This is a genomic window from Nitrospirota bacterium, from assembly GCA_040755395.1.
Classification (GTDB): domain Bacteria; phylum Nitrospirota; class Nitrospiria; order Nitrospirales; family Nitrospiraceae; genus DATLZU01.
Genome location: JBFMAX010000004.1, coordinates 217,728 through 237,711 on the forward strand (window position 1 = coordinate 217,728; position 19,984 = coordinate 237,711).

Below are 19,984 nucleotides of genomic sequence, written 5' to 3' on the forward strand. Positions count from 1 at the left end.
GGGCATCCTGTCGCCGGCAGGTAGGATCCTCACCTCAACCGGCACGCGCCGCGGAATCGACGCGTACGCCGGCTCTCTTCATTGACAGGATTCCGTAATCGGCGAACGTCGCCGGACGTTCGGGCACGGGTGTGCCCGCGAGGCGGCGGCTCCGCACAACTCTACGAGCAACCGTCACCTTCGCTGACGGCGTGCGATGATAGGAGGAACACGAGATGAGGTTGAAGCAACGATCGGGACTCGTTCTTTCCCTGGGCATGCTCGGTCTCGCGGCCCTGCTCCCGTTGCAGCGCGTGCAGGCCGACGACGGCTTCGAGGGGCTCCAGGATTTCGGCCAGCAGGTGCAGCGATCGCTCGAACAGCGATCGTTCCTGCTCTTCGGGGTCCACAAGCCGTTGAAGGAATCGGCTCCGCCGACCACCGGCGACTATCGGATGCCGGACCAGAAGGCTCAGGACCAGATCGTCCTGGCCAAGAGCCTCAAGGCCGAGTACGTGACCCGGCAGGCGGCCCACAACGCCGACCAGTTTGCATTCTGGCCGTCGGACGAACAGCCGACCCATTTGCTTTTTTGCATCGAAGAATTCACGCCCCACAAGATCGGGGAATATCCCAGCGGCGTGCCCAAGTTGACCCCGGGTGTGCAGCGGATCCGCCTGAGCGACGGGGCCGTGGACACCATCTTGCGCGGGACTGCCGGTTGCGACGGCATTCGTCGCACGCCTTGGGGCACTATCCTGGCTACGGAAGAAGTGGATGACGGCGCCGCCTATGAAATCATGGACCCGCTGGACGTGACGAACCTGACCGTGATCAATCGCGCGACGGGCGCCGTGATCGACGTCAACGGCGTGCCGTCCGCCAAGGTCGTGAAGCGGACAGCTCTGCCGACCTTGGCTTGGGAAGGCATCGGCATCCTGCCGAACGGCGTGGTGTACTTGGGCGACGAGGAGCGTCCCGGGTCCGCGGCGCCGGATTCAGACGGCGGCGCCATCTACAAATTCATCCCGGCAAATCCGCGGACGGAGAGCGGTCCGATTTCCGCGCTCGCGCAATCCCCGTTGGCTGCCGGTAACGTGTATGCGATGCAGGTGTCCTGTCGGACCGGCCGGCAGCAGTACGGCCAGGGGTGCGAAGTCGGACACGTGGCGTGGATTCCGGTGAGCGCCGCCGATGCCCGCAGCGATGCCCACAAGGCGGGCGCGACGGGTTACTATCGGCCGGAGGATATGGAGCTGGATCCGCAGTATGAGGGGGAGGGCGTTCGGTTCTGTTGGGCTGCGACCGGAAGCGCCGGCAGCGGACAATACGCCGAAGTCGCCTGCGCGGTGGACCGCGCGCCGCTCACGGCCGACCCTCGCCAACAGACGGTCCTGGTCGAGCGCTTCATCGAAGGCGATCAGGACTTCAATCAATTCGACAATCTCGAGTTCCAGCCGAAGACAGGCAATCTCTACGTCATCGAGGACAATGACAACGGCGATATTTTCGCGTGCTTGCCGGACGGCGACGACCGCGACATCAAGTCGGACGGCTGCGTTAAGATTCTCTCGGTCAAGGATTCATCCGCGGAGCCGACCGGGTTCAAGTTTGCGCTTGACGGAACCACGGCCTACCTGTCCATCCAGCATAGCAGCGACGGCAAGATGCCGAAGGTCGACGACTACCCGACCGACGACATCCTCAAAATCACCGGGTTCCAGATCCCGCCGCATTTCAGGCGCTAGGGCAAACGGAACGGGGGAGCCGGCTTGCGCCGGCTCCCCCGGACGCCGCTGACCCGCGACAGGATGCTTCCGGTCGCGCGGCCGATCAACTGGCCGTCGCGCGTTTCATCCGCCGCCACCACCTCAGTCCGTACATTCCGGTCCTCGCCCGAGTCGGCCGGGGCGGGATCCGAAGCGAGCGATTTCGCCGGATGACCGGGTCCACGATATCGCCGCACGATACGCAGCGGCGCGCGAACGACACGGTCGCTCCCTCGCGAATCTCCTCCGAAACGGTCAGGCCGGCGCACCGCGAACAGCTCGTCATGGTGCAGCCCTCTGCCTCAGCTTTTGCTTCGCCCGTTCCCTGATGCGCAACAGATATTCGCGATCCCGCTCGATGGCGGCTTGGTCGCTCGGGTCGGCCAAATGTTCCGGTTCCAGGCGATGGCCCAGGGGCTCGCCGGCTTCGCTCAACAGGGCGACCCGTGGACGCTCCAACTGCGACCGGAGCTCATCCAGCAGCCGGCGACGAGCGCCGTCCCGGTTCGACGAGGCATGAACGGAGGACCTATGACCCTTGCTGGGTCGTTTCAGCATCCTGGAGATGGAGCGTGCCGGGCGACGCCTCGCGTCGAGCGGAACGTCTCTACCACGAAAGATCCGCTCCGACGGACTGCTCATCATCGCGATCGGGCGGGAGCCACGACGAGAATTCGTCCGGTTCGGTCGGGACCGGCGGGTTTCCGCGGTTTCGAAGAATCACCGGGTCTATCAGTTCTCCGCAAATCAGGCAGTGTAAGCCGACCGAGACGAACACGCCGTCTCGGAACAACTCCGGAACCATGAACCCGCCGCAGCGTTGACAGTCCGTCATGGCGCCGCCTCCTGGCAGAACGCGGTGGATCCTACGCGGTCTTGTCGCCCGCTCGTCGGGCCCCATGATAACGGGGGAGTGTTACGGCGAGGGCCGTAGAGCGTTACGTTTGTGGAAATTCTGCGCCGACGTCGCGGGTCATTCGGAGACCGGTGAGCTGGAAACTCGACCGGGCGGCGATGTCGTCGGCAATTTACATTCGCCTAACGGCGGGGAAACATCTCCGTAACGAGCCGCAATGACCATATCCCACCTTCTTTTGGAAGGAGGCCTCGTGGCGGCGTTCCTGTCGGATCTCGCGACCGAATCGCCGGCGGAGAAGAGGCGCTGGTCGGCGCAGCGACCTCTGCGGACGCTGCGTTTCAGAGTCGTGGTACCTGCGCAAGAGGAACGTTCATGAACAACAGCGGATGTCGGTAAGGCTTCGATGGTCTCGGCAATAGCGGCGGTGTGCGCCCTGTTTCTGGCGGCCGGTTGCGTCGCGAGAGCGGACGTCCACGGCTCCTACACGGGACGGACCGATTGGATCGAGATCGGGCGCACCACTCGCGACGAGGTTCTCGCCCGCTTCGGCGACCCCGACTCAACGGCGCCGCTCCCGAGCGGTGCGATCGCCGTGTATCGGGTGGCGCCGGAGAGGCTGACGCTCCCGCCACCGAGCATCCCCACTTTCGAGGCCGGTCCGCTCGGCACCACGGCGACCAAAATGAAGCCTCTCGAACCGGGTTTGGGGACCCCGGGTCACACTCCACCGGGCGGGGAAGAACGCCTCGCCCGCGCGATCTGGATTCGCTACGATGCGCAGGGCGTCGTACAGGAACTCGGCTACGACGCGCCTCCCCCGCGATGAAGAGGCCGTAACACCGTCTTCCGGCAAGAAGGGTCACATGGTCCGCGCCTCTCCTCCGCAGGGCAGGCGATCCCACCGGTGAAGCCGGCGTTGGGTATCGAACGTAAGGGTATAGCGCGCGCACCGTGCGCCGCGGCCCACGAAGTCGTATTCCCAGATCGTTGTTCCGTCGTCCAGGCGCTTCAGGCGCTGAGGGTACCCGAACTTGTGGACGATCTCGTCCTGAGAGGCTTCGCGGAGCGTGTCTTCCAGATACTCGACCCGCCAGGGCGAGCAGGCGGACAGCAGCAGACACAGGACCGCTCCGGTCCAAAGCTTCAGCATGGCGGCCTCGAGCGGCTCGCCCCGTCAAGCGGGAAGCGGATCCGGCCGCTCCTGACTGTGTCCGGCTCTCCGGAGCCCGAGATCGCAAATATCGCGGGTTCGCGCTCGGGACGGGCGGTGATGGAAACAGAGAGCGCCATTGGTTTTTCTTCGGTTGATCGGTATGATCGATACGGACACGAGGAGAGTTCGGCGATCGAAGCAGCGGCGTCGTTGCCCGAACGTCGAACGGTCCAGATGGCTATGCCGAAGTGCCCGCAATGCGGCAGTCAATGGGTGCACCAGGCTTCTCGGCAGGGCATCCGCGAATTATTGCTGGCGTGTCTGCTGATTTCTCCCTTCCGGTGCCAACTATGCGCGAACCGCTTCCTGGCTTCGCGGGCCGGTCCGGGCTTTAACCCGAGGCGGGAGTACCGGCGCCTGCCGGTTCAGTACCCCGTCTTGTTTCGGTCCGCGTCGGCGGATAGCGAAGAGAAAGAACAGGAGGGGATGACGGTCAACCTGTCGATTCGGGGTTGTACGGTCAGGAGCGACGCGCCGCCGGCCAGGGGCGCGCGGCTTCGCCTCCGCATCCATACGATGGACGGCGAGCCGCCGCTGGAGATCGACGGAGCGGAAGTCCGGTCGGTGAAGGACACCCGGATCGGGCTGCTGTTCTCGGACATCCACCCGCAGGAACGGGCACGTCTTCGTCGGATCATCGCCCGTCGCCTGAGACAGTCCGCATGAATCGCTGGCTCTCCCCACACCACGAGAATGCGGGTGGTGCCGATCTGGGCGCCCGTCCGCGCGCAGCGGGGTCCCTACACCGGGCGGGGTGCGAGCACGGACGGGCTGGTCGGCGACGGGACCCGCATTCTAAGCCATCGCCTCTTGTTCGATGAAGCCGCGCACCCGCTGCTCGATCTGATCGCGCACCTTCCGAAACACCGCCAGCCGTTCCTCGAACGTGCCCGTCGCGGCCGCCGGGTCCTCGAAGCTCCAATGCGAGAGCTTCGGCGCGCCGGGGAACATCGGACAGGATTCTTTAGCCCGGTCGCACACGGTGATGACCCGATCGAAGCGCTCGCCCAGATAGGTATCGACGCGCTCGGAGACGTGACGGGAGATGTCGATCCCGATTTCGCGCATCGCCTCCACCGCATAGGGATTGAGGCCGGCCGGATGGGTGCCGGCGCTGGCGACCAGGAAGCGGTCGCCCGCAAGATGGCGCAGGAACCCTTCGGCCATCTGGCTCCGGGCGGAATTGCCGGTGCAGAGAAACAGCACTTTCTTCTTCATAATCTTCTCAGCGTCGTCTTTTCTTTTTTCTTTCACCACGATCCCTGACCCTCACTCCTTACCCCGCTATCCCGTTACCCCTTCCCCTCCCCATGGGGGAACCAATGTCTCGTACGGTTGCAGACCGCGCACACCGACAGCATGACGGGCACTTCGACCAGCACGCCGACGACGGTGGCCAGCGCGGCTCCGGATCCTGGACCGAAGAGCGCGATGGCCGTGGCGACGGCCAATTCGAAAAAATTGCTCGCGCCGATCAAGGCGCCGGGCGCCGCGACGGCGTGTTCCACCTTGAGCGTCTTCATCGCGCCGTAGGCGAGGGCGGCGTTGAGATAGACTTGCAGCAGGATGGGCACGGCGATCAAGGCGACGTGCAGCGATTTCCCCGTGATGTTGTCGGCCTGAAAGGCGAAGATCAACACCAAGGTCGCCAGCAAGGCCAGGATGGTCACCGGAGCGAAACGGGGCAAAAGGACCTGCTCGAACCATTGCCGGCCCCGTCGGGCGATGAACCAGGCGCGCAGGGTCGTGCCCGCCGCCAGGGGGATCACGATGAAGGCGACGACGGAATACAGCAGGACTTCAAACGGCACCGACAGCGACGAGGCGCCGCTGACCAACAGGCCGACGATCGGCGCGAACAAGACCAACATGATCAGGTCGTTCACGGACACCTGCACCAGCGTGTAGGCCGGATCGCCGTCCGTGAGATAACTCCACACGAACACCATCGCCGTGCAGGGCGCCGCGGCCAGGATGATGCAGCCGGCGATGTACTGGTCGGCTTCGGCCGGCATGAGCCACGGCGCAAAGGCGTGGCGAAAAAACAACCAGGCGATGAGCGCCATCGAAAAAGGCTTGACGACCCAGTTGACGAGCAGCGTCACCGCCAGGCCGCGCGGCCGCCGGCCGACCTCCCGCACGGCGGCGAAGTCCACTTTCATCATCATCGGGATGATCATCAGCCAGATAAGCAGCGCGATAGGCAGGTTGACGTGGCTGTCGTGGCCGAATTCCAGGCTCCTGAGCCCGTCGATCAGCGCCGGCGCGCTCTTGCCGAGCAGCACGCCGGCGATCATGCAGAGCCCGACCCAGAGGCTCAGATAACGCTCGAACGGGTTCAGTCGTTTGACGGCCGGTCGGACGACCGGAACGGCGAGTTCCATCGCGTCACTCCTTCGCGCTGATCGGCGGTTTCGTCGCCCGGACGAAGGCGCTCATGAACGCGCCGTCCACGAGCGGCGCGATCGCGTCGGCATCGAGCCCGGATCCGCTGAGAAACTGCTTCGCGTCCTCGGCGCGATATACGCGGGTCGGCTCGATGGAAATCCCGACGAAGCCGGCTTGCTCCAGCTTGGCCCGGTACGCGGCTTCCTCCAGCGCGCCGGCCACGCAGCCGGCCCACAGCTCCAGGCTTTTGCGAATGTCGGCCGGGACGGTCCTGCGGACCACGATGTCGGAGACGGCCAGTCGGCCGCCCGGTTTCAGCACGCGGAAGGCCTCGGCCAGTACGCGATCCTTGTCGCCGGAGAGATTGATGACGCAGTTGGAGATGATGATGTCCACCGCGCCGTCGGGAAGCGGGATGTTCTCCATCTCCCCTTTGAGGAATTCCACGTGTTCGACGCCCGCCTTGCGCTGGTTCTCGCGGGCGAGCGCCAGCATCTCATCGGTCATGTCCAGGCCGTAGACCTTGCCGGTCGGCCCCACCCGCCTGGCGGAGAGCAGCACGTCGATGCCTCCGCCTGAGCCCAGATCCAGGACCGTTTCACCCGGGCGGAGTTGCGCCAGTGCCACCGGGTTGCCGCAGCCCAACGACGCAGTGACGGCTTCTTCCGGCACCTGAGCCCTGTCGCTCGCTTCGTACAGATCGGACGTGATGGGGTCCCATGCCTGCGGCGAAGCTGCCGTCCCGCAGCAGGAGCTGCGGCCGGATTTCACTTGCAAGGCCGCCTGCGCGTACCTGGTTTTGACGGTCTCTCGAATGTCCTGAGTGTTCATGGCGTCCTCCTCATTTCTCATCCAACAACAATTGTTGATGAATACGGCCAAAAAAAAGACTACTACCGACAGCAGCGCGAAGGGTTCGCGAACAGTTTCGTGCCGTCCCTCATCGCGCCGGCGAGCTTGACGACATCATCGAACGCCTCCGGAGCCAGCGAATAGTAGTTCCAGCGCCCTTCACGCCGATCTCTGATGAGGCCGGCTTCTTTGAGGATCTTCAGATGAAAAGACAGCCGGGACTGTCCCGTCTCCAACGCCTCGGTCAGATCGCAGACACATTGCTCGCCGCTGCTGAGGAATTCCACGATCTTTAGGCGCGTTTCGTCGGCCAGCGCGTGGAACAGTCGCGCGGCTCGCGTCACATCTTGCGTCGCCGTCTGCGGCATGGGCTGAAGATATATCAACAAAAGTTGATTTGTCAATCCTTCCTTCTCCCTGCCTCTCCATCATTTCGCGGGGAGGGGAGAGAGGTCAGGGGGAAAGCTGACAGCTATAGGGGATTCTGCGCCGTTCGCGTGGAGAATTCAGTGGCGGGTGTGCCGAAGCATGGTGATGAATCCAATGAGGCGGTCCAGCGTGCTCGGGGCGATCTCGATGAACTGAATGCCCATGCCGGGCAGCAGGACGTGGCGTTCCGGCTTCCGGCGGATCCAGGCGACCTTGCCGGAGGCGGTGAGTCTGACCCAGGGACGGTCCGGCAGGGCGAACCCCACCGTCAATGCCGTACCGGTCGGCAGCGGCGCAACGGTTTCGATGAAGAGTCCACCTCCGCCGATGCCGGAGGTCATCCCTTCGAACGATCGACCCCCCTCCGTCGCATATGTCACTCGCAGGGCCAGGGAGGTTCGCGGGTGCAGCCTGGTTTGGGTTCCGTGCCGCTCCGAGGCTGCCGAGTCGAGCCACCGGATGAGCGCGCTCCACGGAACGGTGCGCAATGGTTCGCCCTGGGCGCTCAAGACGGAGATCAACTCCTGTTCGATGTCGAGCGCAAGGATTTTCCCCGCATGTGCGTCGGACGCTGATCCCTGCAGTTTCATCGGTTCATCCGGGCTTCACGTGTCTGGTCGTAGATGTACGATGAACCGTGCAAGAGACGGTCCATGCCTGCAATCTCGAAAGGCAAGCGTGGCACAATCGTCCCGCCGGCACCCGCCTCCGGCGGGGTCGGAATTTGACCATGTTCGCTCCAATTTGTGCCGGACCGCCGGCGGCATGACGGTGTAGTCGAAGGAATAACCGGGTCGGCGCGCGGGTTTCTCAGCGTAAAGAGTTGTCATGAGCCTTCGGCTCACCCTGTTTGACCCGTTGCTTGCACCCGTTGCAACGAGAAGAGCAACGGGTACCCGGGGCAACGGGTACCCCGAAGATGCCCTATCCGGTCCTCCTCACCTTTCTCCTCTCCCCCAGTCTGGGGGAGAGGGGAGGGTGAGGGGGCATTTTCAGAGCAGTTTCTGCGGCGCTGGTTCAATCGGCGTCGGAGGTATACAATGGGCGGCGGAAGGAGAACAGGATGCCTCGCGTGTTGGTGTTGGGCGCCGGAAAGATCGGTTCGCTGGTCGCCTGCCTGCTGGCGGACAGCGGCCGGTACGACGTCCATCTGGGAGATGTCACCCTGGATGCGCCCAAGCGCCTGGCCGAAGACCTGGCCCTGGAGCGCCTCACGCCCTGCGCGTTGGATGTCCGCCGTCCCGAAGTCGTCGGGGAGTATCTGCGCGCCCATTCCTTCGAGGCCGTCGTTTCGAGCCTCCCGTATTTCTGCAATCCCGCGGTCGCCGAATTGGCCCGCGCGCATCACCTGCATTACTTCGACCTGACCGAAGACATCGAAGTGACGGAGCGGATCAAGGCGCTCAGCAAGGGATCGGATCGCGCGTTCGTGCCGCAATGCGGGTTGGCGCCGGGATTCATCAGCATCGTGGCGCAGGAACTCATGACGCACTTCGAGGCGCTGGACACGGTGAAACTGCGGGTGGGGGCTCTCCCGGTCAATCCGAGCAACGCCCTCAAGTATTCGCTCACCTGGTCCACCGACGGGCTGATCAACGAGTACGGGAACCTGTGCGAAGGCATCGAGGGCGGGAAGAAAGTGACGCTCCTGCCGCTGGAGGGGTACGAAACCATCGAGGTCGACGGCTTGCTGTACGAAGCCTTCAACACCTCGGGCGGACTCGGTACGCTGGCGGACACCTACGCCGGCAAGGTCCGCACGATGAACTACAAGACCCTGCGGTATCCCGGGCATTGCGAGAAAATCCATCTGCTGATGAAAGATTTGAAGCTCAACGAGGACCGGGAGACGTTGAAACGGGTCCTGGAGAACGCCATCCCGCAGACGTTGCAGGATGTGGTGCTCATCTACGCGTCGGTCACCGGAAAGCGCCAGGGAGCGTTGTTCGAGGAAACCTATGTGAAGAAGATCTATCCGCAGACCATCCGCGGCCGGCTCTGGTCGGCGATTCAGGTGACGACCGCCTCGGGCCTGTGCAGCGTGATGGACATCGTGCTCAGCGATCCCTCGGCGTACAAGGGATTTGTCACGCAGGAGACGTTTCCGTTGCGCCGCGTGCTGGAGAATCGATTCGGGGCGTGGTTTCGATGACAGAATAAGCGAGTCGCGGATCGCGGATCGCGGATCGCGGGTCGCGGACAGAACCGCTGCTCGCTATGAGCTATTCGCTGTTTGCTACGGGCTGGAGTTCACGTATGGACGTTCTCAGGGAATTGGGCATTGAGCCGGTGAATCCCGGCGGCAGTTCGGGGCCCGGGTGGTGGTCGACCTCCAGCGGGGCCGGCGTGCTGGAGTCGATCAACCCCGCGACGGGCCAGGTGATCGCCAAGGTCGATCTCTGCTCGGCGGACGATTACGGCCGGATCGTGCGGGACGCCGCCGACGCCTTCCGCACGTGGCGGATGGTGCCCGCGCCCAAACGCGGGGAGGTCGTCCGCTTGATCGGACAGGCCCTGCGCGAGAAAAAGGACGCGCTGGGCAGCCTGGTCGCGATGGAGGTCGGCAAGATCAAAGCCGAAGGCGACGGGGAGGTGCAGGAGATGATCGACATGGCCGACTTCGCGGTCGGCCAGTCCCGGATGTTGTACGGGCTGACGATGCACTCGGAGCGGCCGAACCATCGGATGTACGAACAGTGGCATCCGCTCGGGCCGGTCGGGGTGATCACCGCCTTCAATTTTCCGGTCGCCGTCTGGGCCTGGAACGCCTTCATCGCGGCGGCGGCCGGCGATCCCGTGATCTGGAAGCCGTCGCCGAAAGCGCCGCTCTGCGCCGTCGCCGTGCAGCGTCTCTGCAATCAGGTGATGGAGCGGCAGGGCTACCACGGCATTTTCTCGCTGTTCATCACGGATCGGGCAGACCTGGCCGAGATGATGGTGCGGGATGCCCGGCTCCCGCTGATTTCGTTCACCGGGTCGGTGCCGGTCGGCCGCCATGTCGCGGAACTCGTGGCCGGCCGGCTGGGTCGCACGCTGCTGGAGTTGAGCGGCAACAACGCGATCATCGTCGATGAGAGCGCCGATCTGGACCTGGCCGTCCGGGCGATCCTTTTCGGCGCGGTCGGCACGGCGGGCCAGCGCTGCACCACGACGCGGCGGCTCATCGTCCATGAGTCGCGTTACCAGGATGTGGTCGCACGGCTGGCGGCGGCCTACAAGCAGGTCCGCATCGGCAATCCGCTTGAGCCCGGCGTCCTCATGGGACCGCTGATCGATCAGGCCGCGGTGGAAGCCTATCGCGCGGCGCTCGGCGAAGTGAAGCGCGAGGGCGGTGAGATTCTCTGCGGCGGCCGCGTGCTGCCGGGGCCCGGGTACTTCGTCGAGCCGACCATCGTGCGCGCGCAGAATCACTGGAAGATCGTGCAGCGCGAAACCTTCGCGCCCATCCTGTACGTGATGACGTTCAAGACGCTGGACGAGGCGATCGCCATGCAGAACGATGCGCCGCAAGGGCTCTCCTCCGCGATCTTCACGCTGAACCTCCGGCACAGCGAGCGGTTTCTCTCCGCGGCGGGCAGCGACTGCGGGATCGCGAACGTCAACATCGGCACGTCGGGCGCCGAGATCGGCGGGGCGTTCGGCGGAGAGAAGGAGACCGGCGGCGGGCGGGAAGCCGGCTCCGATGCCTGGAAAGCCTACATGCGCCGGCAGACCACGACCATCAACTGGGGGACCGACCTCCCGCTGGCGCAGGGAATCACGTTTGGCGAATGAGAAATGTGGAATGAGAAATGTGGAATGAAGCGCGCGCTCTTGCATTCATCGCCGCCAATTCCTCATTCATAATTCCTCATTACTCATTCCTAATTTCTTATCATGGGGGTTGCCATGCGGAATGGAGCCGAGCTGGATGCTTTGATCGCAAAGATGGTCGGCGACTATCTCTCGAACAATCGCGCGGGGCGCATTCTGCACGACATGCTGGATGAAGCCGGGGTGGGCTTCGAACCCGTCGTTGACCACCTGACCATCCGAACCCTGGACATCGACCGGCGGGCCGAGGAATTCACGAAGCTCGGCTACGCCTACAGCGAGACGCTGAACTACGACGACTGGTTCGCGAAGGTGTACCGGCTGGCCGGCTATCCGGCGTTGTTCGTCGATCAGGCCTATCCGGGCGAGAAGGGCAAGACCAGCATCATTCCCGGCTGGGTGGCGAAGTTCGGGGATCAGGTCTTGCACCATGTGGCGGTGCGCGTGGAGGACATCGAGAAGGCGATTCAGCGGCTCCAAGCCAAGGGCGTCGTCTTCGCCGGCGAGATCGTCGGCCCGCGCGGCGGCGAACTGCGGCAGATCTTCACCGCGCCCGAGATGGTCGACGGCCAGCCTTTCTCCGTGCTGGAGCTGACCGAACGCCACCGCGGCTACCTGGGCTTCATGCCGCCCCAAGCCGACAGCCTGATGAAGTCCACGGTAAAAAGAACGTGACACGTGATGCGTCGAACGAAAAAAGGGGTCGGAACGAAAAAAGGGGTCGGGAGTCTTTGTTTCGGCTTCCTCTTCCCTCCGTTTTCCCTCTTGCCTCTAGCCCCTTGTTCCTAGCCCCTCACCCAATTTCGCTGAATCTTTTCCCCCGGCCCATGCCTCTTACAGTCAGGACGAACGGAGGGGGACTATGCGACTCAATGAATGGATGCGTTTGATTGCCGGGAGTTTTGTGTTGCTGGCGCTGCTTCTGGGCGCCACGGTCCATCCCTACTGGAATTATTTCGCGGCCGTTGTCGCCGTCAATCTGATCCAGTCGGCGTTCACCGGCTGGTGTCCCATGATGGCGCTGCTGCGAAAGCTCGGGGTGCAGGAATAACGAGCCGTGACACGTGACGCGTGACGCGTTAGGCTGAGGTACGCCGGCCGTCATCCATGTTCCCGTCACGCATTACGCGTCACCCATTACGGTCTCGATGAAAGGAGTCCGCCGATGCGAGCCGTCAGACAAACCGCGCCGGGTTTCTCCGCGCTCTCCTGTGTCGCCTCGTTGCTGGTCTCTGCGCTGCTGTGGCCGACGGGTACGGCATCCGCCGCCCGCGAATTGACGCTGGAGCAGGCGCTGGAGTTGGCGCAGCAGCATAGCCCCGTGTTGAAGGCCTCCCGCCAGGACCTGCGGTCCGCGGAAGCCCAGCGGCAAATCGCTCGGTCCGCCTACATGCCCAAGCTGGAAGCGGTCGAGGCCTGGACCAACACGAACAATCCCGCGCAGGCCTTCGGCATCCTGCTGAATCAGGGGCGGTTCACCCAGGCCGGCTTCGACATCGGGACGCTGAACCGGCCCGGCTCGACCGAGAACTATCGCTCGGCGCTTCATCTGACCCAGCCCGTCTACAACGGCGGCCGGGAACGGCTCGGGCTTCGCATCGCCGATGTCGGTCACGCCGCCTCGACGGAGGGCGTCGAGAGCACAAGGCAGAACGTGCTGTTCACCGTCACGCGGGCCTATTACGATCTGGCGCTGGCCAAGGCGGTGCGGGGCATCGCGCGCGAAACCGTCCAGATCGCCGAAGCGAACGCCAAGCAGATCGCCTCGCGCTACAAAGGCGGCACGGTGGTGAAGTCGGATGTGTTGCAGGCGGAGGTGCGGCTGGCGGCGGTCCGGGAAGAGGCCATCCGCGCGGATCAGATGGTGCGCGTCGCCGCCATCGCCTTGCGTCACGCCATCGGCTTGGACGAGCCGGTCGACGTCGTCGAAGGCCTGACCGCGGGCGAGATGCGCCCGCACGACCTGGAGGCCGCGGTCGCGACCGCGCTCGAGGGCAGACCGGATTATCGCATGCTGGCCGCGGAGCTCCGGAAAGCCGAAATGGCGACCCAATTGGCCAAATCGGCCTACCTGCCGAATTTCAATCTGCAGGGAAGTTTCGAGAACAACAGCACCTTTCCGTTGGGCCCGAACGGGCAGACGAACTATGCCGCTCTCGGGATCGTGAGCGTGAATCTGTTCAACGGCATGCAGGACGCCGCCCAGGTGCGCAAGGCGCGGGCGCAGGAGCAGAAGGCCCGCGAACTGCTCGCGGCCAAGCGCCGGGAGATTGAAGTCGAAGTGGTAGAAGCCTATTATGCCGTCGCCGCCGCGCGCGAACGCCTCGCCGTCAGCGAAAGCGCGGTGGCGCAGGCGGAAGAGAACCTTCGGATCATCCGAAACCGCTACGAATCCGGCATCGCGCCGGTGCTCGACCTGTTCACCGCGGAGATGGTCTTGAATCAGGCCAAGCACAACCGGATGCGGGCGCTGTACGACGAGCGGATCGGCCATGCGCGCCAGGAACTGGTGACGGGGCAGTTCCGCAAGGGACAAGGTTGAATGTGAAGAGTATGCGGGAGAACAGTTCGAAGTTCGAGGTTCGCCTGTTGGGAACGCTCAGACTCCGGAATAGCTTCTCTTTCGAACCTCGAACTTCGAACCTCGAACGCATTTCTGTCGGCCTCGTCATGTTCCTGATTACCGCCTGCGGCTCGCGCGACGAGGCCGGCCTGCCTGCGACACAGGGCGCGCCGGCGGCGATCAAGGCAGCGGTCACGGAGGTGCGAGCCGCCCGGTTTCCCGTCGTGGTGGAGGTGACGGGACAGATCGCCGCCGCGTCGCAAGCCACGCTCTCCGCCAAGGTTCAAGGCACCGTGCAGGAACTGCGCGTGCGCGAGGGCGAAACGGTGAGGAAGGGCCAGACGCTGATCGTGCTGGACAGCCGCGACCTGCGCGCCAACTTGGCGCGCGCGGAAGCGGAGTACGACAACGCGCGGGCGCATCTCGCCCGTATGCAGCGGCTGTATCAGCAGGAATCGGTCGCCAAGCAGGAGCTCGAGAACGCGACCCGCGCCTATAAGGTCGCCGAGGCCAGCCGGCGGGCGGCGGAAGCGCACCTCAGCGATACCGTCATCAAAGCTCCCTTCGACGGCGTCGTCACGGAGAAACACATCGAGGTCGGCGAGTTGGCCGCGCCGGGCCGGCCGGTGCTGAAGCTCGAAGACCCCCGGCGCCTGCGCCTGGAAGCGACGGTGTCCGAAAGGGACGTGAAAGCCGTGGCGGTGGGCGACAAGGTGGGAGTCGTCGTCGACGCCCTGGGCGATCGGCCCTTGACCGGCACGGTCGCGCAAGTCCTCCCCGCGGGCGATCCCGCCACTCACACTTTTGTAGTGAAAGTCGATCTGCCCCCGGCGCCGGGCCTCAAGAGCGGCATGTTCGGCCGCATGCGTCTGGACAAGGGCGCAAGTCAGACGCTGGCGGTGCCTGAGCCGGCCCTGATCGAACGAGGCCAGTTGACCGGCGTGTACGTGATCGGGGACGACCAGGTCGCTCATCTCCGCTGGGTGAAAGTCGGGCGCACGTTCGGGGCCAACATCGAAGTGCTGTCCGGACTCGATGCGGGCGAACGGATTCTGGCCGATGCGAGCCTGGGGGTGGACGGCGCGCGCGTCGAGCCCACCGAATCGGTCGCCTCCCCTACGAAGCCGTAATGGGTGAGACGTGATGCGTAATGCGTGACGCGGGATGCGGGACGTGGCCGGAGAAGAAGAGCGGACCGTCATGAACGAGCAAGCACCCATCACGCATCACGCGTCACCGGGATCCATTGCTGTGAAGAACGAAATGGGTGCCCCGCATCACGCGTCACGCATCACCCATTACGGCCTTTCAGGCCGCATCGCGGCGCTCTTCATCAGCAGCAAGCTCACGCCGCTGATCGTCGTCGGTGTCCTGCTGCTCGGTCTCTTTGCGGTGCTCCTCACCCCGCGCGAGGAAGAGCCGCAGATCGTGGTTCCCATGGTCGATGTCTTCCTTCCGTTCCCCGGCGCCTCGGCCAAAGTGGTCGAAGAGCAACTGACCAAACCCATCGAGCGCAAGATTTCGGAGATCAAAGGCGTCGAGTACCTCTATTCGCTTTCCAGACCCGGCGGCGCGCTCCTGATCGTCCGCTTCTATGTCGGCGAGCCGATGGAGCAGAGTCTGGTGGACCTGTACGACAAGCTGATGTCCAACCAGGACCTCCTGCCGTCCGGCGCGGGACCGTTCCAGGTGAAGCCCCGCGACATCAACGACGTGCCGATCGTGACGATCACGCTCTCCAGCTCGCGCTATTCGGAATTCCACCTGCGCCGGCTGGCTCAGTCCGTCCTGGAGGAAGTCAAAAAGGTCCCGAATACCTCGGGCGGCTTCATCGTCGGGGGCGGCCGGCGTGAACTGCGCGTGCAACTCGATCCCAGCCGCCTGAAGGCGTACGGCGTCACCCCGTTGCACATCGCGTCCGTGATTCGAGGCGAAAACCTGTCGTTGCCGGCCGGCCGCTTTCAGAGCGAGAACCGGGACTACGTCGTGGAGACCGGCCGCTTCATCGGCTCGCGGGAGGATTTGGAATCGCTCGTCGTCGGAGTGTTTCGCCCGGACACGCGCTCCGGCCGCGATCTCGCCGAAGGCGCGGCTCGGCTGATTTATCTCCGCCAGGTCGCGGACGTCGCCGACGGCCCCGGCGAGACGACGAGCTATGTGTGGTTTGGCGTTGGCCCCTCACCCTCCCCTCTCCCCGCTGGCGGGGAGAGGGCTGGGGTGAGGGGAGAAACACCCGCCGTCACCGTCGCGATCGCCAAGCAGGCCCGCACCAACGCGGTCACGGTGGCCCGGGAGGTCGTCCGGAAGGTCGAGGAGCTCAAGGGAACGGTGCTGCCCGCGGATGTCCTGGTGACGGTCACGCGCGATTACGGCGAGACGGCGGATGAAAAGGCCAATGAGCTGCTCTGGCATTTGCTGATCGCCGTGGCGGCCGTGGTGGTCTTTTTGGGATTGGCTCTCGGTCCCCGTCCGGCGCTGGTCGTCTCGATCGCGATTCCGTTGACGCTGGCTCTGACCCTCTTCACCTCGATGCTGATCGGATACACGATCAATCGGGTCACGCTGTTCGCACTCATCTTTTCGATCGGCATCCTGGTGGATGACGCGATCGTGGTCGTCGAGAACACGTATCGACACCTCAGCCTCCGCGTGCTTCCGCATCGCGAGGCGTCGATCTACGCCGTGGACGAGGTCGGCAACCCGACCATTCTCGCCACGTTCACCGTCATCGCGGCCCTGCTGCCGATGGCCTTCGTCTCCGGCCTGATGGGACCGTACATGCGGCCCATCCCAGTCAACGCCTCCATCGCGATGTTCTTCTCGCTGCTCATCGCCTTCGTGGTCATCCCCTGGTTCTGCCAGAAATGCTACCGCCCCTCACCCTCCCCTCTCCCCAATGGGGAGAGGGCAAGGGAGAGGGGAATGGGAGAGGGCTCCGCTCAAGAGCAAGAGAGGGAGGCCCGCGGCTGGACGTACCGGCTCTACCAGCGGCTCCTGAACCCATTGCTCTCACACCCGGTCATCGCCTACGCCTTCCTGGCTGGTGTGGCGCTCCTGCTCCTGGCCTCGCTCGCGCTTTTCTCCACGCGGGCCGTGGCAGTGAAGATGCTGCCGTTCGACAACAAGAGCGAGCTGCAGATCGTGATCGACATGCCGGAGGGGACGACGCTGGAAGAAACCGCGCGGGTGACCCAGGCCCTCACCCGCTACGTGGCGACTGTGCCCGAGGTGCGCGATTATCAGGCCTACGTCGGCACCGCGTCCCCCTTCAACTTCAACGGACTCGTGCGGCATTACTTTCTCAGAGATCAGCCGCACCATGCCGACGTCCAGATCAACCTCGTGGCGAAAGGCGAGCGCAAGGCCCAAAGCCACCAGATTGCCCAGCGCCTGAGGCCGGAGGTGCAGCGGATCGCAAGAGAACACGGCGCCAACGTGAAGGTCGTGGAAGTGCCGCCCGGCCCGCCGGTGCAATCGGTGTTGGTGGCGGAGATTTACGGCCCCGACTACGAGCGACAGATCGCGATCGCGCGCGACGTGCGGCGCCTGTTCGAGAGTACGCCGGGCGTCGTGGACGTGGACGATTCCATCGAAGCGGACCAGGTCAAGTATCGCTTCACCGTGGATCGGGCCAAGGCGGCGCTGGCCGGCGTGCCGTCGGACGACATCATCAACACGCTGCGCATGGCGCTGGAAGGCGCCACGGTCGGCCTGGTGCACATCCCCAACGAGAAGGAGCCGGTGCCGATCGTCCTGCGCCTGCCGCAGGCGGAGCGGACCGGGCTGGAACACTTCGGCGAGATCGGGATGAAGACCGCCTCGGGCGGGATCGTCCAACTGTCCGAGTTGCTTAAGCTGGAGCAGACGGTGCAGGAGAAGACGATCTACCACAAGAACCAGAAACCCGTTGTCTATGTGACGGCGGATGTGGGCGGGCCTGGCGCCGAACGGGCGGAAAGCCCGGTCTATGGCGTGCTGGGGGTGGGAAAGCAACTCGACGCCTATCGCCTGCCGGAGGGCTATCACCTCGAGCAACACTACGCGTCGCAGCCCTGGTCGGAGCGCCGGTTCGCGCTGAAGTGGGACGGGGAGTGGCACATCACCTATGAAACGTTCCGCGACATGGGGATCGCCTTCGCCGTCGCGATGTTGCTGATCTATCTGTTGATCGTCGGCGAGTTCCAGTCGTTCCTCACGCCGCTCATCATCATGGCGCCGATCCCGCTGACGCTCATCGGAATTCTCCCCGGCCACTGGCTGACCGGCTCCTACTTTACCGCGACGTCGATGATCGGCTTCATCGCGCTGGCCGGCATCATCGTGCGGAACTCGATCCTGCTCGTTGACTTCATTCGAATCGAGCAGGCGCAGGGCGTCCCGAGCGAGGAAGCGGTGATCCGGGCCGGCGCGATCCGCACCAGGCCGATTCTGCTGACTGCGGCGGCGCTGATGGTCGGGGCCTTCGTCATCATTCTCGATCCGATCTTCCAAGGGTTGGCCGTCTCGCTGCTCTTCGGGGTCGGCGCCTCGACCCTGCTCACCCTGGTGGTCATCCCGGTGCTCTACTACACGTTGATCGGCGAGCGTTCCCGGCCTGTCCCTCCTCCGCCGGAGGCCCGCGACAAGGATCGAGAACCGGAGCATGCCGGCCGGATGCTTGAACCAGCGGCGAGGCCGTGAGGGGAGCAACGGGCATACGGGCTCCGACGTATGGTATTCTGCGGCGAACGCAGCGAATAGCTGGCAGCGAGTAGCTTGTAGGTGTTCGCCGAGGGTTGGTAACTACGCAACCACATGAGCCTGCGACAGACCCGAACACATGAAAAACGCCCCCTCACCCTAACCCTCTCCCACCACGGGAGAGGGAATAAAAAATGTACCTCCTCCCCCTTGATGGGGGAGGGAAGGGAGGGGGTGAAGCTGCTGGCTGAGAGCTGCCGGCTGACGGCTATTTTTGAAGGAGGAACGTGTATGGCGCGAACGGCGATCATAGTCATCACTGCGTGTGTCCTGATCGGGGTTGCAAGCCCGGTCTTTTTCACCGGCGAACGGCCCGCGCAAGCGTCGCCGGCCGTCGAGGGCATGCCGGGGACCGTGACGATCGACGGCATCACCGTCCTGGACATCGGTCCGCTGCCGACCGCCGTGCCGATGCCGCCGACCAATCTCAATTACAAGGCGAAAATCGAGCTGGGCAAGCAGCTCTACTTCGACGGCCGGCTGTCCAAGAACAATTCGGTCTCCTGCGCGTTCTGCCATACGCCCGGCTCCGGCTTCGCCGACCCACGCCAGACCTCCATCGGCGTGGACGGCAAGGTGGGCGGGCGCCAGGCTCCGACCGTGTACAACACGGCGTTCAACCATCTGCAGTTCTGGGACGGCCGCGCCCGGTCGTTGGAGGAGCAGGCGATCGGACCGATCCAGAATCCGGTCGAGATGGCGGAGACCCATGAGAACGTGGTGAAGAAGCTGGGCAAGATCAAGGGCTACCAGCAACAGTTCCGCGCGGTCTTCGGAACCGAGGTGAACCTGCAGGGGATCGCCGAGGCGATCGCGGCCTACGAACGGACGATCCTCTCGACCAACTCCGCGTTCGACAAGTATATGCTGGGCGACAAGGCGGCGATGGACGAGGCGGCGGTGCGGGGGATGGCGCTCTTCAAAGGCAAGGCCCGCTGCATCCTGTGCCACAACGGCCCCAACTTCACCGACAACAAGTTCCACAACCTCGGCGTCCCGCAGGTCGGGCCGATGAAAGAAGACCTGGGCCGCTACTACGTCACGCGGTTGGAGAAAGACAAAGGGGCATTCAAAACCCCGACGCTGCGGAGCATCACGGAGACCGCGCCGTACATGCACGACGGCGCGTTCAAAACGTTGGAAGAAGTGATCGACTTCCTCGACAAGGGCGGGGGGCCGAATCCCAACCTGAGCCCGCTCATCAAGCCGCTCGGACTCACGGCCGAAGAGAAGGCCGACCTCCTGGCGTTTCTCAAGGCCTTGGCCGGCGAGCCGATCAAATTCGAGATGCCCAAGCTGCCCAAGTAGAAGAGAGCAACGAGGGCCGAGAGACGGAGGCGGCGGAGTCTGCTTCCCGCTTGCACGATGCAGCGCCGCAG

Annotated in this window: 20 protein-coding genes; 11 read left to right on the forward strand and 9 right to left on the reverse strand. The window is 64.2% G+C overall.

Features of this window, described 5'->3' with window-relative positions; all coding sequences use genetic code 11:
* The first annotated feature begins 215 nt into the window (after window positions 1-215).
* Window positions 216-1,727 carry an alkaline phosphatase PhoX gene (locus tag AB1555_09090; GenBank protein MEW6246850.1) on the forward strand — a complete coding sequence of 504 codons (1,512 nt, stop codon included), beginning with the start codon at window positions 216-218 and terminating at the stop codon, window positions 1,725-1,727.
* Here the strand turns inward: AB1555_09090 and AB1555_09095 are convergent.
* The 3 genes from AB1555_09095 to AB1555_09105 are packed head-to-tail and all read right to left on the reverse strand — an operon-like array spanning window position 1,724 to window position 2,583.
* Complete coding sequence (locus tag AB1555_09095) at window positions 1,724-2,017, reverse strand: hypothetical protein (protein ID MEW6246851.1); 294 nt, start codon at window positions 2,015-2,017, stop codon at window positions 1,724-1,726. The two genes, AB1555_09090 and AB1555_09095, sit on opposite strands and share 4 nt — an antisense overlap.
* Window positions 2,018-2,030: 13 nt before the next feature.
* Entirely contained in the window at window positions 2,031-2,306 is a 276-nt protein-coding gene (locus tag AB1555_09100) for a hypothetical protein (GenBank protein MEW6246852.1), read from the reverse strand.
* A gap of 49 nt (window positions 2,307-2,355) precedes the next feature.
* Window positions 2,356-2,583 (reverse strand): hypothetical protein, encoded by a 228-nt coding sequence (locus AB1555_09105; GenBank protein ID MEW6246853.1) that lies wholly within the window; start codon window positions 2,581-2,583, stop codon window positions 2,356-2,358.
* A gap of 427 nt (window positions 2,584-3,010) precedes the next feature.
* Here AB1555_09105 and AB1555_09110 point away from each other — a divergent pair, with 427 nt between their 5' ends.
* Window positions 3,011-3,433 (forward strand): hypothetical protein, encoded by a 423-nt coding sequence (locus AB1555_09110; protein ID MEW6246854.1) that lies wholly within the window; start codon window positions 3,011-3,013, stop codon window positions 3,431-3,433.
* A 33-nt stretch (window positions 3,434-3,466) separates the two neighbouring features.
* Here the strand turns inward: AB1555_09110 and AB1555_09115 are convergent, their stop codons facing one another.
* Window positions 3,467-3,757: a hypothetical protein gene (locus tag AB1555_09115; protein ID MEW6246855.1), complete on the reverse strand. Its 291-nt coding sequence runs from the start codon at window positions 3,755-3,757 to the stop codon at window positions 3,467-3,469.
* Between the two features lie 120 nt (window positions 3,758-3,877).
* Here AB1555_09115 and AB1555_09120 point away from each other — a divergent pair, with 120 nt between their 5' ends.
* On the forward strand, window positions 3,878-4,486 hold the full coding sequence (locus AB1555_09120; protein ID MEW6246856.1) for a PilZ domain-containing protein: 609 nt from the start codon (window positions 3,878-3,880) through the stop codon (window positions 4,484-4,486).
* Window positions 4,487-4,615: 129 nt separating this feature from the next.
* On the opposite strand, the gene AB1555_09125 is transcribed toward AB1555_09120, so the two are convergent.
* The 5 genes from AB1555_09125 to AB1555_09145 all read right to left on the reverse strand — a co-directional run bounded on the left by AB1555_09125 (window position 4,616) and on the right by AB1555_09145 (window position 8,079).
* Window positions 4,616-5,038, reverse strand: coding sequence for an arsenate reductase ArsC (locus AB1555_09125; protein MEW6246857.1), 423 nt, complete (start codon window positions 5,036-5,038; stop codon window positions 4,616-4,618).
* A 74-nt stretch (window positions 5,039-5,112) separates the two neighbouring features.
* Window positions 5,113-6,204, reverse strand: a complete 1,092-nt coding sequence (gene arsB, locus AB1555_09130; GenBank protein MEW6246858.1) for an ACR3 family arsenite efflux transporter — start codon at window positions 6,202-6,204, stop codon at window positions 5,113-5,115.
* A 4-nt stretch (window positions 6,205-6,208) separates the two neighbouring features.
* Complete coding sequence (locus tag AB1555_09135) at window positions 6,209-7,039, reverse strand: arsenite methyltransferase (GenBank protein ID MEW6246859.1); 831 nt, start codon at window positions 7,037-7,039, stop codon at window positions 6,209-6,211.
* Between the two features lie 62 nt (window positions 7,040-7,101).
* Window positions 7,102-7,449: a metalloregulator ArsR/SmtB family transcription factor gene (locus AB1555_09140; protein MEW6246860.1), complete on the reverse strand. Its 348-nt coding sequence runs from the start codon at window positions 7,447-7,449 to the stop codon at window positions 7,102-7,104.
* A 117-nt stretch (window positions 7,450-7,566) separates the two neighbouring features.
* Entirely contained in the window at window positions 7,567-8,079 is a 513-nt protein-coding gene (locus AB1555_09145) for a PilZ domain-containing protein (protein MEW6246861.1), read from the reverse strand.
* A gap of 473 nt (window positions 8,080-8,552) precedes the next feature.
* Between AB1555_09145 and AB1555_09150 the strand changes: the two genes are divergently transcribed.
* From AB1555_09150 to AB1555_09185, 8 genes are all read left to right on the forward strand, one after another.
* A complete protein-coding gene (locus tag AB1555_09150) occupies window positions 8,553-9,641 on the forward strand; it encodes a saccharopine dehydrogenase C-terminal domain-containing protein (protein ID MEW6246862.1) in 1,089 nt (362 codons plus the stop codon).
* 104 nt (window positions 9,642-9,745) lie between these two features.
* A complete protein-coding gene (locus tag AB1555_09155) occupies window positions 9,746-11,263 on the forward strand; it encodes an aldehyde dehydrogenase family protein (GenBank protein MEW6246863.1) in 1,518 nt (505 codons plus the stop codon).
* A gap of 153 nt (window positions 11,264-11,416) precedes the next feature.
* Entirely contained in the window at window positions 11,417-11,977 is a 561-nt protein-coding gene (locus AB1555_09160) for a VOC family protein (GenBank protein ID MEW6246864.1), read from the forward strand.
* 187 nt (window positions 11,978-12,164) lie between these two features.
* Window positions 12,165-12,353, forward strand: a complete 189-nt coding sequence (locus AB1555_09165; GenBank protein MEW6246865.1) for a DUF2892 domain-containing protein — start codon at window positions 12,165-12,167, stop codon at window positions 12,351-12,353.
* A 114-nt stretch (window positions 12,354-12,467) separates the two neighbouring features.
* The gene (locus AB1555_09170; protein MEW6246866.1) at window positions 12,468-13,844 is read left to right on the forward strand and encodes a TolC family protein; all 1,377 of its coding nucleotides are present in this window, start codon (window positions 12,468-12,470) and stop codon (window positions 13,842-13,844) included.
* Between the two features lie 128 nt (window positions 13,845-13,972).
* A complete protein-coding gene (locus AB1555_09175) occupies window positions 13,973-14,995 on the forward strand; it encodes an efflux RND transporter periplasmic adaptor subunit (protein MEW6246867.1) in 1,023 nt (340 codons plus the stop codon).
* Window positions 14,996-15,038: 43 nt separating this feature from the next.
* Window positions 15,039-18,545, forward strand: coding sequence for an efflux RND transporter permease subunit (locus AB1555_09180; GenBank protein MEW6246868.1), 3,507 nt, complete (start codon window positions 15,039-15,041; stop codon window positions 18,543-18,545).
* Window positions 18,546-18,836: 291 nt separating this feature from the next.
* The gene (locus tag AB1555_09185; GenBank protein ID MEW6246869.1) at window positions 18,837-19,913 is read left to right on the forward strand and encodes a cytochrome c peroxidase; all 1,077 of its coding nucleotides are present in this window, start codon (window positions 18,837-18,839) and stop codon (window positions 19,911-19,913) included.
* Window positions 19,914-19,984 lie beyond the last annotated feature (71 nt).

Excerpts from the sequence above, each read along its gene's own strand:
- AB1555_09175 (MEW6246867.1), top strand. The coding sequence starts at position 13,973 with ATGTTCCTGATTACCGCCTGCGGCTCGCGCGACGAGGCCGGCCTGCCT.
- AB1555_09150 (MEW6246862.1), top strand. The coding sequence starts at position 8,553 with ATGCCTCGCGTGTTGGTGTTGGGCGCCGGAAAGATCGGTTCGCTGGTC.
- AB1555_09100 (MEW6246852.1), bottom strand. The coding sequence starts at position 2,306 with ATGCTGAAACGACCCAGCAAGGGTCATAGGTCCTCCGTTCATGCCTCG.
- AB1555_09120 (MEW6246856.1), top strand. The coding sequence starts at position 3,878 with ATGGAAACAGAGAGCGCCATTGGTTTTTCTTCGGTTGATCGGTATGAT.
- AB1555_09115 (MEW6246855.1), bottom strand. The coding sequence starts at position 3,757 with ATGCTGAAGCTTTGGACCGGAGCGGTCCTGTGTCTGCTGCTGTCCGCC.
- AB1555_09135 (MEW6246859.1), bottom strand. The coding sequence starts at position 7,039 with ATGAACACTCAGGACATTCGAGAGACCGTCAAAACCAGGTACGCGCAG.
- arsB (MEW6246858.1), bottom strand. The coding sequence starts at position 6,204 with ATGGAACTCGCCGTTCCGGTCGTCCGACCGGCCGTCAAACGACTGAAC.
- AB1555_09145 (MEW6246861.1), bottom strand. The coding sequence starts at position 8,079 with ATGAAACTGCAGGGATCAGCGTCCGACGCACATGCGGGGAAAATCCTT.
- AB1555_09160 (MEW6246864.1), top strand. The coding sequence starts at position 11,417 with ATGGTCGGCGACTATCTCTCGAACAATCGCGCGGGGCGCATTCTGCAC.
- AB1555_09125 (MEW6246857.1), bottom strand. The coding sequence starts at position 5,038 with ATGAAGAAGAAAGTGCTGTTTCTCTGCACCGGCAATTCCGCCCGGAGC.
- AB1555_09155 (MEW6246863.1), top strand. The coding sequence starts at position 9,746 with ATGGACGTTCTCAGGGAATTGGGCATTGAGCCGGTGAATCCCGGCGGC.
- AB1555_09090 (MEW6246850.1), top strand. The coding sequence starts at position 216 with ATGAGGTTGAAGCAACGATCGGGACTCGTTCTTTCCCTGGGCATGCTC.
- AB1555_09185 (MEW6246869.1), top strand. The coding sequence starts at position 18,837 with ATGGCGCGAACGGCGATCATAGTCATCACTGCGTGTGTCCTGATCGGG.
- AB1555_09165 (MEW6246865.1), top strand. The coding sequence starts at position 12,165 with ATGCGACTCAATGAATGGATGCGTTTGATTGCCGGGAGTTTTGTGTTG.
- AB1555_09110 (MEW6246854.1), top strand. The coding sequence starts at position 3,011 with ATGGTCTCGGCAATAGCGGCGGTGTGCGCCCTGTTTCTGGCGGCCGGT.
- AB1555_09105 (MEW6246853.1), bottom strand. The coding sequence starts at position 2,583 with ATGACGGACTGTCAACGCTGCGGCGGGTTCATGGTTCCGGAGTTGTTC.
- AB1555_09170 (MEW6246866.1), top strand. The coding sequence starts at position 12,468 with ATGCGAGCCGTCAGACAAACCGCGCCGGGTTTCTCCGCGCTCTCCTGT.